This is a genomic window from Candidatus Poribacteria bacterium (genome assembly GCA_021295755.1).
Lineage (GTDB): Bacteria > Poribacteria > WGA-4E > WGA-4E > PCPOR2b > PCPOR2b.
Genome location: JAGWBT010000208.1, coordinates 887 through 13,311, shown reverse-complemented (window position 1 = coordinate 13,311; position 12,425 = coordinate 887). Strand labels below are relative to the sequence as shown.

10 protein-coding genes, 3 tRNA genes and 1 pseudogene are annotated in these 12,425 nt (G+C 49.6%); 8 read left to right on the top strand and 6 right to left on the bottom strand.

Annotated elements, in window-relative coordinates; translation table 11 throughout:
* Nucleotides 1-300: 300 nt before the first annotated feature.
* A pseudogene (locus tag J4G02_21825) lies at nt 301-602 on the top strand (DUF2442 domain-containing protein).
* A gap of 72 nt (nt 603-674) precedes the next feature.
* Here J4G02_21825 and J4G02_21820 read toward each other — a convergent pair.
* From J4G02_21820 to J4G02_21805, 4 genes are all read right to left on the bottom strand, one after another.
* Nucleotides 675-1,751: an acetylxylan esterase gene (locus tag J4G02_21820; GenBank protein MCE2397154.1), complete on the bottom strand. Its 1,077-nt coding sequence runs from the start codon at nt 1,749-1,751 to the stop codon at nt 675-677.
* Between the two features lie 23 nt (nt 1,752-1,774).
* Nucleotides 1,775-2,821: an alkaline phosphatase gene (locus J4G02_21815; GenBank protein MCE2397153.1), complete on the bottom strand. Its 1,047-nt coding sequence runs from the start codon at nt 2,819-2,821 to the stop codon at nt 1,775-1,777.
* A 67-nt stretch (nt 2,822-2,888) separates the two neighbouring features.
* Nucleotides 2,889-4,139, bottom strand: coding sequence for a DegT/DnrJ/EryC1/StrS family aminotransferase (locus tag J4G02_21810; protein ID MCE2397152.1), 1,251 nt, complete (start codon nt 4,137-4,139; stop codon nt 2,889-2,891).
* A 218-nt stretch (nt 4,140-4,357) separates the two neighbouring features.
* Entirely contained in the window at nt 4,358-5,113 is a 756-nt protein-coding gene (locus J4G02_21805; protein ID MCE2397151.1) for a hypothetical protein, read from the bottom strand.
* A 629-nt stretch (nt 5,114-5,742) separates the two neighbouring features.
* Here J4G02_21805 and J4G02_21800 point away from each other — a divergent pair.
* The 7 genes from J4G02_21800 to J4G02_21770 all read left to right on the top strand — a co-directional run bounded on the left by J4G02_21800 (nt 5,743) and on the right by J4G02_21770 (nt 9,545).
* A tRNA-Leu gene (locus tag J4G02_21800) sits at nt 5,743-5,830 on the top strand.
* A gap of 141 nt (nt 5,831-5,971) precedes the next feature.
* The gene (locus J4G02_21795; protein ID MCE2397150.1) at nt 5,972-6,556 is read left to right on the top strand and encodes a hypothetical protein; all 585 of its coding nucleotides are present in this window, start codon (nt 5,972-5,974) and stop codon (nt 6,554-6,556) included.
* Between the two features lie 87 nt (nt 6,557-6,643).
* A tRNA-Met gene (locus J4G02_21790) sits at nt 6,644-6,720 on the top strand.
* 73 nt (nt 6,721-6,793) lie between these two features.
* A tRNA-Met gene (locus tag J4G02_21785) sits at nt 6,794-6,865 on the top strand.
* 235 nt (nt 6,866-7,100) lie between these two features.
* On the top strand, nt 7,101-8,534 hold the full coding sequence (tilS, locus tag J4G02_21780; protein ID MCE2397149.1) for a tRNA lysidine(34) synthetase TilS: 1,434 nt from the start codon (nt 7,101-7,103) through the stop codon (nt 8,532-8,534).
* Entirely contained in the window at nt 8,518-9,042 is a 525-nt protein-coding gene (gene hpt, locus J4G02_21775) for a hypoxanthine phosphoribosyltransferase (GenBank protein ID MCE2397148.1), read from the top strand. The genes tilS and hpt overlap by 17 nt, the downstream gene beginning before the upstream one ends.
* A gap of 245 nt (nt 9,043-9,287) precedes the next feature.
* On the top strand, nt 9,288-9,545 hold the full coding sequence (locus J4G02_21770; GenBank protein MCE2397147.1) for a hypothetical protein: 258 nt from the start codon (nt 9,288-9,290) through the stop codon (nt 9,543-9,545).
* Nucleotides 9,546-9,805: 260 nt separating this feature from the next.
* On the opposite strand, the gene J4G02_21765 is transcribed toward J4G02_21770, so the two are convergent.
* Nucleotides 9,806-10,549: a ThuA domain-containing protein gene (locus J4G02_21765; protein ID MCE2397146.1), complete on the bottom strand. Its 744-nt coding sequence runs from the start codon at nt 10,547-10,549 to the stop codon at nt 9,806-9,808.
* 361 nt (nt 10,550-10,910) lie between these two features.
* The gene (locus J4G02_21760; protein MCE2397145.1) at nt 10,911-12,314 is read right to left on the bottom strand and encodes an MATE family efflux transporter; all 1,404 of its coding nucleotides are present in this window, start codon (nt 12,312-12,314) and stop codon (nt 10,911-10,913) included.
* Nucleotides 12,315-12,425 lie beyond the last annotated feature (111 nt).

Sequence of the window (12,425 nt, the reverse complement as noted above, 5' to 3'; positions counted from 1 at the left end):
GCAGTTGGAAATTTTTAACCCGCCTTCCGGCACCGCTACCTGAGCAGATCCGGGTTGATAAAGAAGCATGGAAAAAAGTTACACATTTTACACACGAAAATGGGGATATGGGTAGTTAGGAGTGTAGTGGTAGTTTTCTGTATTCAATTAGGTGAATTGTATTTGTTATAGAAATTACGCAGCGAGGATCACAGGTTAGGAACCCCCGATGAATCGAGGGCAAGCTCTGTGACTACAAGTACATTTCCAATCAGGTCAAATGCCATTCAAAATCGCTCCGCTTCAATAAAGGAGGACGGCATGAGTCATCCAATATATCGCGTGGTTTTTTTGAAATACAAGCACCTTACACACTTCGAGTCTGTTTTGATGACGATACGGAACAGGTTATAGACTTCCAAGCCACATTAGAAGGTGAATGATTCGGTCCCCTCCGCGACAGTTCTTTGTTCAACCAAGTTCAGATTGATCCAGAGGTTCATACGTTGGTATGGCCGAATGGGGCTGATTTTGATCCAGCGACCTTACATGATTGGCCTGAGCATTTGCCTGAACTTAAGAGAATGGCTAAGCGCTGGTCTCTTGCAGAGGCAGCAGAATAACATACTCTTGAGAGTGTTGTAGCCGATAACATCGGTTTACGCTGCGGGTGACAATCGCTCTCAGTCCCGTGTTCAAGAAGTTCTAGTTGCTATTTCGTGAAAATGCCGACGGATAAAGTGCCAAGCTCCTGCTTTGTAGTAGCGGTGTCCCCCTTCGCCGATATGGAGTTGGCAGTTTTCTGGTACGCCGGCGACTGCATAGACCTGCTGCAGATGTTCAAAGGCGGATTTGACGTGCTCGATCGGAAAGATGGGATCTTCCCTCCCAGCAATTGCAGAAAACGGTCGCGGGGCGATTAACCCGGCGACATCGTACATCTCACCTAGCCGCATTATGCCGGGTACATAGTTGCAGTCGCAGTGATGGATTGACCCAATGCTCCCCTGAAAGGTACAGAAATAGCTGCTAGGGACAGCAACCGAAATGCGAGGTTCACAAGCAGCAGCAAACAGGGATACAGTACCGCCGCCAGAATTTCCTGTAATCGCAATCTGCTGTGCTGCCACGTCCAGATGTGTCAACGCCCAATCAATCAAGCGAGAAATGTCCCAAACACGCTCCCCGACGGGGGTGCGCCCCACCAATAGACCGTGCATCAACGCGATTCGACACGAAGATGTTTTGTTACTTTCCCTGTCCCCCTCGGTGCGCGTTTCACCAAAAGCGCGGACGGTTGGCGCAATCGCCAGATACCCCTCCTCCACCGCTTGACGGGCGATGTCCCGCTCCCCTTCCAACATCGACTTTTCTTCTTCTTCGCTGTGGGCAATCCCGACATAGATGTGTGGGTGATTGTGACCGTGCGGTGTGAGCACCAATGGTAAGGGGCCACTCTGTGTTTTGGGACGCAGCAGGTAGAACGGTAACGGCACGGTTGGCTCGACCCACAGATGCCACTGCTCGCGAATATGCGTCCCCATGTCTTCGGATTGAGACATCTCTGCCCTCGGTTGATAGCCTTGCAAGTCCAACTCTATCTTGTCTAATCCAAGCGCGTGACACAGGCGGGGCAGGAGGACTTCGCGCCAAGCAAGCCACTCCTCCCGTGATGATGCGTGAAACGCAAAGCTGCTCGAAATGTCGAACAGAATCGTACATAGAATATCTCCCTTCGTGAAGCGTGAGGTGAGGGAACCTTCGCTGCTCACGTTTCAATTCTGATGGTGCGCTATTATTCCGCGGATTGGTTGTGCATCACAAGGTTAAAGAAATCGGTGTTATCCATCACGTCAGAGATGCACGCTGCATTGGCTCCCCAACCGTATACAGGGATGTTTGTTGTCGTATGACCGCCGGTAGACCAAGAGACGGTTGGAAAAATACCCATGCCGTTGTTTTCAAGAACTTCCAAGCCACCGGTTTCATGGTCGGCAGTAACAATAATGAGGGTATCCTCGCGTCCCTTCGCCCAGTCAAATGCAATCTGCACTGTTCTAGAGAACTCAAGCGTCTCGTAAACGTTGCGCTCAATGTCGTTAGAGTGTCCGGCGTGATCAATACGACCACCTTCAATCATCAGAAAGAAACCTGTTGGATTCTTCGTTAATATCCTCAGTGCGGTTGCAGTCATTTCGGACAGGTGCGGTAAATCTCCAAGTCCATCAAATTCATAGGGTAGATTTGTGTCGCCAAACTGACCGGAAACTCGCTCGACGTTTTCTGTCTCCAGAGATAGGAGCTCGTCTCGATTCGTTACAACCGTGTAGCCAGCTGCTTCTGCTGCCTCTTCAGCCATCCCATTGCCACCGCCGCCAAGCAAAACATTCGGACGGGTCTGATTCAGGTAATCCTCGGCGATCTCTGCCAGATTGCCTCGTTTTGGTTCGTGTGAACCGAAGGCGGCTGGTGTGGCGTGGGTGATGAAGGTTGTGGAAACCAACCCTGTGCTCTTGCCCTGATCCTTGAAGCACTCCAAGAGTGTATACAACTCTCTGCCGTCGCCCGGCAGAGCGGTGCTGATGACGCCGTTGTTGACCTTGGAACCGGTCGCCATCGCGGTTGCTGCTGCTGCTGAGTCGGTCGTCGGGGAGTCAGCTGAGTGTGTCGTCACCTCGCCTTGATAGGGGAACGCTTCAAAAGAGAGTGTCCCAGTTTTGCCGCGGGCGTACATACTAGCTGCCTTGATTTTCTCGAATCCCATTCCATCGCCGATGCAGAAGATAACGTTTGTCGGCGAATTCACTGTTTTGTCCATCAATTTTCCTTTCAGGTCATTCATAAGTTGCGTCGTTCTGACGCGAAAGATTCTCCCGGTTCATCCATTCTTTGTTTTTTTTTCCACACGCCTATCCGACCAACTGATCGGGATTATCCATCACCTTCTCAAAGGCTTCGACGTACAACTTCATGAGGTCAAGGTCATTTGGCGGATTCACGTCGAAAAGGTAGAAATGGGAATCGATGAACGCGGTGGCGTTGGGATAATCCTCTGTTCGATATTCCACCGGCTGGGCATGACCACAGGTCCATGGGCAGCCTCTTCCGTAGCCGATCCGGGCTTGAAAGATTTCCTGCGCCGGTACAGGCCTCCTTTGCCACTGTCCGACGTGCAGCCCTTCGGCGGCTAACGCTTCTTGAACCTTTTCACGAAAGACTCTGGGGGAGACGGAAAGCTCTAACTCGTCCGGTTTGACGCCAACCACATAGTTATAGAAGACAGATTCGCACTGTGGCGGGACATACGGTGTTTCGATGCCTTTGATTTTAGAGAGGTGTTCCGTGAGGAAGTTGCAGTTTCGGATGCGTAAGGCGTTATTCGTATCTAGCCTTTTTAGTTGGCTACGAATGAACGCTTGGCCGAACACATCACCGCGATACATCCAGCCTAGCCCAAAAGCATTGTACTCCTGCTCCTGCCGTTCTCTGCCCGGCACAACCAATTCGCCGAAGTATTGTAGCAGCGCTGCTTGTTTGTGGTAATTCTCATCGTCGGTGACGAATAGACCGCCCTCGCTGCCTGTCGTCAGTGTTTTTGACATCTGCGTGCTGAACCCTGCGACATCCCCAATCGCACCGCACGGCATGCCTTTATACCTTGAACCGTGTGCTTGGGCAGCATCCTCAATGACTTTGAGTCCGTGTTGCTTAGCAATCGCGAGGACTCCGTCCATATCCGCCGGCATCCCGTGGATGTGAACGGCGATCACCGCTTTCGTCCGTTCCGAGAGTTTGGCTTCAATCTGTGCAGGGTCGATGCAGAATGTCTTGGGATCGATGTCAGCAAAGATTGGGATAGCGTTGTGGTGAAGGACAGCAGCTGCCGTTGCCCAGAATGTAAAGGCTGGAACGATCACCTCGTCGCCCGGTTCGATTCCCAAAGCGGCGATGCACATGTGGAGTGCGGCGGTACCGCTGTTGGTCGCTGCCCATTCTTGGGACAATGCTTCGGACTGAATCTTACGCTGTTCGTTGATACTGTCGCTGGACAGCACTTCCATCACCGCCTGCCGATCCGCATCGGTAATGTGGGGCCAAGGTTTAATCGTTCCTTCTGGAATTATCGGTTGGCCACCGTGGATTGCGAGTTGTTCTGACACGGGTTCTCCTTTCTTTGGTTCAATGGTTCATTAGTTCATTGGTTCATTAAACTCTTGAACCATATTTTTCTAGGACAACGGATAGATTTATCACACCGATGGAACTTTGGGCAGCAGCATATATTATCTTTGTAATGATAACCCAAGAATGTTACGAGGAATTGTCGCGTTCTTGGCTTTTCTGTGCTAATAGGAGAGGGTGAGAATTAACATGCCAATTACGCTGCCACAATGTCCTGCATCCCCTCCCACTCCAACCAGATATCGGTCATCGCTTCAGGTCGGTAATCGGGGTGATCGACATGACGCAAGCGGAAGAAGATTGCGTATCGCGCGTGTGGTGAGACATTGGCTGCCGCAGTATGCGCAATCTGGTAGTGCGCTATAATGACATCGCCGGGCTCCCCGGTGATTTGATGTGGCTCCGGCAATTCGACCGGCGGCATCCCGTCAAGGAGTGATTCGGGCCCGTGTTCCTGAAAATATTTCTCGTAGACGTGATGTGTCCCGGGCCATACGGTGAAATTGCCAGAGTATGGCTGCGGCACATGGCTGAGGTACACACCCACCAGCATTGTGAAGTTGCGGATTACGCCTTTGGGGACACCGTTGTGCGGCGAGTACATTCCATCAAGGTGGCCGCCCGGTTTCGGCGGCGGGTCTTGTATACTTGGAAACCGGAGTGCGATTTGTCCTCCCTTTGGACGAATAATTTTTCCGACCCCGATTGCAGATTCCGCCAACTCCCACGCGGGTGTTCGGTTTAGCAGATCCGTGATGATGGGTGATCCCTGAAGTTCTGGACAGTACGATCTCGATCGGAAGGTCACCATTTCGTCGGTGTTCATCCCTTCACCGACCGAATTATTGATTCCCCGGAGGGCTGACTCCACCATCACTTGTGGCACAACACCAGGAACCTTGACAAACCCGTTCTTGAAGATTTCCTGTTTTTGTGCGTAAGTAAGTTCCATAAGTTGTCGTTACTCCTCCTCATTAGAAAATTGGATGGGTCTCTAGTGAAAAGTATGCCACGCTAGTATACGAAAGTCAACTGCAAAAAGCATGAAACGTGATACCCCGATCCGATCGGGATCTACGGTCTTGTAAGCAGTAAGGAAAAACGATCGTTGTTCCCTACGGTTTCTGTAGCACGATTTTTTAACATGAACGAGATTAAAAAAGGTTGTGTTTTCCACGTGACAATGAAAATTACACATTTTACACACGAAAATGGGTAAATTGTCCCTACCTTGGAATTATAGTGAATTCTAAAAATAAATAGACACTTTCGCCCCCCCGGTAGGTGCGGTTTCCTAACCGAACCGATATTGTATCTGTTATAGAGACAATTAGCACCTAGGTTAGCCACTGCTGCGGCGCAGAGCTCCAATGGATTGAGATTTTCGCTGCGCTGCAACCTACCCTCAATGAAATCGAAGTATCTTAAACTGGGGCGATCGCGGGTTAGGAACCTGTGGCTACGATTAGATTTCCATTGTCATGTACCAAAGTTCTACACACTATTTATATGCGATTGCCCTGTAAATTAGGAAAAAAACCTTGACAAAGCGGAGGGGATCTATTACAATAGGGTTGCCGCGGGCGAGTGGTGGAATGGCAGACACAATGGACTTAAAATCCATCGCCCGTAAATGGGTGTGAGGGTTCAAATCCCTCCTCGCCCACCATTTTGAGTTACACAATTGGATAAACACTATCAGACTTCCGGTAGGGCACCGATTGGGGACTGTAGCAAATAATGATCGTTGTTCCTATAAAGACAACAAAAAAGCAGTCGCTGTCCTAAATTTCAATAGGGAGGGAGGAAAATGTACCGATGGTCTAAAACTGCTGCTATAGTTATAGGCTTGTTGGCTGTTTGCATGATTGGTTGTGGTGAAGATGAAGCAACTGAAGAAACTATTACTGGTATCACACAAAATAGTACTGTCACAGTGACCTTTGACGATGACCCAGGTCATGTAACAGCTAGTGATGGGACCGTCAGAGGTTCTGGCAACGAGCGTACAATATCGGATTTTTCACATGGTCCGCTCGACCTCACAATTTCTTGGACCAATAAGGGCATAAACATCATAGAACGACGCACCGAGACAGTTGACATAGTTCCATCGTCAATTGGTGGTGTTACGCCGCCACCGTCTGATATTACTTTGCCAACGCGTGATACCGACTGTAAAGTTGGTAATATTATTCAACCAGGCGAAAGCTGTACTTACCCTGGGACCGATGCGACGCTTTCGGTTTTTGAGGACGGGACAGCGCAATTTCTGCTCTTCACAGCGGGCGGCGATATACGTATCGAAAATGCAAGCATCAATGGTAAGCGTTACACCCTTGTTGCTGTTAAGCGCGATGATGGATCCCGGGAAATAATAAAGGTTGGGGAATAAAGCCCCAAAATTTTTCCCATAGCTCGGAAACAACGGCAAAAAGCGAAAAATGGCGGTATGCGATACTAAGAAATCTATAAAACTTGGCGCAGGGTAGAGCAGTCTGGTAGCTCGTCGGGCTCATAACCCGGAGGACGGGGGTTCAAATCCCTCCCCTGCAACCATATTTGGTTTTATTGGAGACAGGAAAGCCCACGGGAAATGTGCTTGTTCAGGTGCATTTCCCTTTTTTCTTATGCCGGTGTAGCTCAGTGGTAGAGCACACGACTCATAATCGTGCTGTCTGGAGTTCAACTCTCCACACCGGCACTCATAAGCACTTATCTGAGGGGTGCTCATAAATATTCTCTGTGGGAGTCGCGATTCGGAGATCGCTCCTACAGGATCTTGGCTGAATTATGAGAGCCCCTGAATTATCTAGCCGCCTAGCGCGGCTTTTTTATTTTTGCTCATGTTAAGAAACAGTGCAAAGAAACCGAGTTTTCAAGAAAAAACTCGGTTTCTCTGAGCTGCTCGGCACTTTCTTTTGATTCGAGATTCTGTCATGGCCGCTGGCTTTGTGCAACGCACCCACCGCTTTATCACTCAACACCAGATGATCCAACCAAGGGAAACAGTGCTTGTCGGTGTTTCTGGCGGTGTTGATTCACTTGCCTTGCTTTACGCTTTGCACACACTACGTCATCAACTCGATTGCCAACTCCATGTCGCTCACCTCGACCACGGTTTTCGCGAGGATTCGGCGGGGGATGCGGTGTATGTCGCAGAACAGGCAGATCAGTTGGGTATCCCGATTTCAAGCATAAGAATTGATGTGCCACAACTGATGTGGGATCAGAAACTCTCCGCTGAAGTGGCAGCACGACAAGCGCGATATCAGTTCTATGAATGTATCTCTAAGCGAATTGGGGCGACGAAGATTGCGTTGGGACATCATCGCGGCGATCAGGCAGAAACGGTCTTGATGAATCTGTTGCGCGGGGCGGGCGCATCTGGCTTAAAGGGGATACTCCCGGTGCGGGAAGGGAAGTTCATTCGTCCTTTGCTTGCCTTTTCGAGGAAGGAGATTGAGGATTTTGTGGCGCAGCTTGGATTACAACCCCGCTGTGACGCTACAAATTATCAACTCAACTACCTCCGCAATCGGGTTCGCTTAGAACTTATCCCCGCCTTAGAGCGCGCTTATAACCCCAATATCCAGAGCGTCTTGAACCAGACAGCCGAACTGTTACAGGTGGAATCGGATTATCTGGAGATGATCGCTCATGATGCGTTTCAAGCGTGCCGGATAGAATCCTACACACCTGACACTGTTGTTCTGGATCGCCGTTTATTTCGGCAACATCATCTCGCTTTACGTCGGCGAATCTTGCGATTGGCTGTCGCAGAGGTGTTTGGAGAGATTAGAGATCTTTACTTCAATCATTTTGAGTCAATGTTGAATTTGATTGATGGGGAAGCACCGAATAGTGCTTTGGATCTGCCCAATGGCGGGGCGTTTCGACGGGCGTATAACCGCGTTCTTATCCAGAAAGCAGCAGACAGCCATCCTCCATTTGAGTATGAGGTTGCAGTGCCGGGGCATACCCCACTTCCGCGGTTAGATGCGGAGATGATTGCCACCGTTGTGGAACACCCAATCAACTGCGCAGTGGCAGATAAGTTCCCTGATGGTAAATTCCAAGCCGTGTTTGATCTTGATCGGCTTCAACTTCCGCTGATGCTTCGACAGCGGCGAGACGGCGACCGGTTTCATCCGTTTGGGATGCGGGGCACGAAAAAGTTGAAAGATCTGTTAATCGATACCAAGATCCCTCGACAGAAACGAGGGCGGATACCCGTGTTGATGAGTGGGGATGAGATTATTTGGGTCGTTGGCTACCGAACGAGCGAACCGTTCAAAATCCGAGCCGAGACGAGGCGGCGGCTATATTTGAGTTACTCACCTTCTACCAAAATTGATGAAAATGGAAATTGAATCGACGCTAATCTCCGAAGCAGAAATTCAAAGGCGTGTCCGTGAATTGGGTCAACAGATCTCCGACGATTACTTCGATCGCGAGCTGGTGCTTGTCTGTGTTCTCAAGGGTGCAGCTTTATTCTTTGCGGATCTGTTCCGCACGCTCTCGATTCCTGTGCGCTGCGAGTTTATCCAACTTTCGAGTTATGACGATAGAACGGAATCGGCAGGGCATATTCGGACAGTCCAGGGATTAAACGGAAACCTTCACAACGCGGACGTGGTTGTTGTGGAGGATATCGTTGACACAGGACAGACCGTGAGTTTTCTCATGAAGGAGATCCAGGCGTTGGAGCCTGCAAGCGTGAAAGTGTGTAGTCTCTTAAACAAGCCAAGCCGAAGAATCGTGCCAACGCCGATCGATTATGTCGGTTTTGAGATTCCAGACGCCTTTGTCGTTGGATACGGCTTGGACTACGCGCAGAAGTACCGGAATTTGCGTGAGATTTATCACATCAAAACGTGAGATGACAATCCCTTTGATTTTAGGCATAAGATAGTTTATAGTAAACACGAGAAATAAGGGTGAAGTCCCCCTGACAAGGGGGATTTAGGGGGTTGGTTGTGCATTGAAAGTGTATCAGTAATTCTAAAATCTACTATAATTGACCGCAGAGACGCAGAGAACGCAGAGGAAAATATTTTTTTCTGTCCTTGTCACCTCGACATCAGTGCAAACACAATTTGATTATACAACAAAGGAATACCCAGATGAATCAGACTGTTAAATTAACAACTGATCAGATCATCAGTGCTATCCATGAGATGCCTCCAGAAGAGTGTCGAATGCCACTGTATACACTTGCAGAGCGTGCGGCAGTCGATCGAGAGGAACACATGGATTATGCCAAATCACAGATTCGACAGTTATGTGAGTCTCGCGGATTGGATTGGGATGCCATGACCGAAGCAGAACGTGAAGATTTTATTGATAACTTAATCCATGAGGACCGTGAATGCAGCCGGTAGTCGTCTATGATACGAACGTTTTGTTCTCTAGCGGGACTTACGCAGCAAGTTTATAAGTCCCCCTGATAAGGGGGATTTAGGGGGTTAAAAATCAAAAATCTACCCCTGTGTGCCAAATTTGCGTAAGTTCTGTCTAGTATACTTTGGAGCAGTAAGCCCAATCGCTGTATTGAACTGGCACGTCAGAACATAGTTATGGGTGTTGGATTTCACGGTTCCTGTTCAACCCAACCTACATCACCTCCCTCAACAAAGATCGCTCAGATCTCCCTCAATAGCCATCGAACGGCGTTTTGCTGAATCTTCACGTATGCCGGATTCCATAGCGCAGCAACAGTATGGCCCGGCGCAAGATAGCAGATCCGTCCCTTTCCGTAGTCGTATGCCCACCCCGCCTCGCAAGCTGCGCCAAGCTCGTTGAACCCCAACCCATCTTCGTTGATGCTCCGCATGAAAACGTGTGCCGGATCTCCGTCGTAGGTCATGTAGTGCTGCTCATCGGTCACAATGAAATCGGTCGCACCCTGGGTGATGGGGTGGTCTGGATCAGTAAGTGTAACCTTGAACGGTCGAACCGGTGGATGCCCTTCGGTTGCTGCCCCTAACACCGCACGAAAGGTCGCATTGCCTCTGGCGATGTAGGTGGAATTATGATAAAACAGGGCAACGCCGCCGCCTTCAACAAAATCTTTGACCGCCTGTGCCTGTGGTTCGGTGATCCAATCGACAGCGGTTGCCTCGACCTCTGGCACCGGTGGTTCGCTCACGTTTGGTGGTAGCGATCCCCCCGCACCGTAGCCATCGGGCCAGATCATGCCGTCTCGAAAAGTGATCAGCATTTTGTAGCCGTCCAGAGTTTCTGCATTGAGCAGCTTCACGTCGTCGGTGAAGTCGATGGTAAGTCCAAGGTCCCGCACTAATGTTTTGCCTAGCGCTGTCCGAATGTAGTCTGAGTTGTGATAGCGATCGCCGATCACGGCAAACGCGGTGTTTTTCTCTAGCATGTTTGATTGACCTCCTAAGAATAATGCGTAATGCCCCGATTGGATCGGGATCCACAGTCTCGTAAGTCTCCGATGAATCGGAGCCAACGATACCGGGACGTGATGCGTAAGAAAAAATGGAACGGAGAGCTCCGTTCCCTACAGCTTACATCTATGGTGGGTTTTACGATTAACTTGACATATTTGAGTTGTAGGAGGGAACTCCGATTCCCGACTATCAGAGCATTTAGTCGCGATTCGGAAGGTACGCCCCCTACAGAAGAGGTGTCAATATATTTTTATAATTCACCATAGTTCATTGGTTCACCAGTTCATTGAATAGGTGAACCATTGGGGTTGCCCCCACAGATGTAGGATTGCATTAAGGGGAAATTGATTCAATAGCATCCGTAACCCCTGACTCACGCTCTACCTCAATGCGTACAAGGAATCTCTGTACCATCAGATAGGCGATAATCCCAACGACCGCATTCCCAATAGTGATACCGATGAAGATTCCCTTCAACCCGTATACCTTTGATCCCAGATACGCCAACGGTAGGACGAAAACGAAGAGATGTAGTATGATGACCAACGATGCTTGTAACGGCTTTCCCAAAGCGTTGAACATCGAATTAATCAGCGTAGAAATCCCATACATCCCGTAACTGATTGGGATAATCTGTAAAAAGAGAACAATGGAGGCAACTACTGTCTTGTCATCATTAAAAATTGGCGCGATGATCCCGGCACAGAGGCAAAGGACAGCGAACGCAATGCTTCCCCATATCAGTGAGAATTTCGAGCCAAACCGTAACGCCGCTCGAATCCGGTCATAATTGCCCGCACCGAAATTCTGTCCAACAAAGGGGGTCATCGCCATTGACAGCCCCCACAGCCCAATTAGTGACAGTGCCTCTAACCGCCCTCCCACACCAAGCGCGGCGACAGCCTCCTCGCCGTATTCGGAGATCATCCGGGTAATAACCGCCATTGACAACGGCTCCATTACATTTGTCCCCGCCGCCGGAACACCGATGTAAAGGATCTGTTTCCACGAATCGAAGGTGCGTTTCGGATCGAATACCGGCAGCCGAATCATCCCTTCACGTTTCCCCAAAATCCATAACGAAGCGGTGAATGTCACCCCCCAAGAAACTACCGTTGCCAGCGCCGCGCCTCGTAACTCCAATCGGGGAAACGGACCGATGCCGAAAATCAGAAATGGATCCAAGATGATGTTCACCAGTCCGGCGATAATCATAATAGTCGCGGGCGTTTTGGCGTCACCTGTGGCACGAATCGCACCGTTGCCGACCATCGGAATCACGAGCAACCCCACTCCCAGACACCAAGGGATCATGTAGTCGGAAATGAGTTTGAGTATCTCACCCCTTGCTCCCATCAGGGAGAAGATGGTATTCAGGTTTGTTAGTCCGATAAGAGAAAAGCAGGTGACAATGAGGAAGGCTAGCCCCAATCCATCGGTCGCGAGTCGTTGCACCCTCAGCTGATGCCCCTCTCCAATTGCTCTGGCGATGGTTGAAGAGGTGCCAACGCTTAGTCCCATTGCGATGCTCATGACAATATAGCTGATGGGAAAGGTGAACCCCATCGCTGCCAACGGTTCGGCACCCAATCGCCCAATGTAGAAGGTATCAACGACGGTAAACAGAATAATCGCCATAATTCCGAATGCCATCGGTGTCGCTAGAGATATGAGTGTTTTTCCCACTGGTCCCTGTAGCAGTTTTGCTTTATTTTCGTCGGATTTTTGATTGTTCACTGCGTCCTTTTCGTTTCGGTAAATTTCAACTAATGCTCATATCAAGAAATCGTGCAATAACCAATGGTGCTAGTTTGAAGCTGTTGATAACGTGAAACTGATGCGTGAAAC

Excerpts from the sequence above, each read along its gene's own strand:
- hpt (MCE2397148.1), top strand. The coding sequence starts at position 8,518 with ATGAAAATGGAAATTGAATCGACGCTAATCTCCGAAGCAGAAATTCAA.
- J4G02_21770 (MCE2397147.1), top strand. The coding sequence starts at position 9,288 with ATGAATCAGACTGTTAAATTAACAACTGATCAGATCATCAGTGCTATC.
- J4G02_21805 (MCE2397151.1), bottom strand. The coding sequence starts at position 5,113 with ATGGAACTTACTTACGCACAAAAACAGGAAATCTTCAAGAACGGGTTT.
- J4G02_21815 (MCE2397153.1), bottom strand. The coding sequence starts at position 2,821 with ATGAATGACCTGAAAGGAAAATTGATGGACAAAACAGTGAATTCGCCG.
- J4G02_21795 (MCE2397150.1), top strand. The coding sequence starts at position 5,972 with ATGTACCGATGGTCTAAAACTGCTGCTATAGTTATAGGCTTGTTGGCT.
- tilS (MCE2397149.1), top strand. The coding sequence starts at position 7,101 with ATGGCCGCTGGCTTTGTGCAACGCACCCACCGCTTTATCACTCAACAC.
- J4G02_21765 (MCE2397146.1), bottom strand. The coding sequence starts at position 10,549 with ATGCTAGAGAAAAACACCGCGTTTGCCGTGATCGGCGATCGCTATCAC.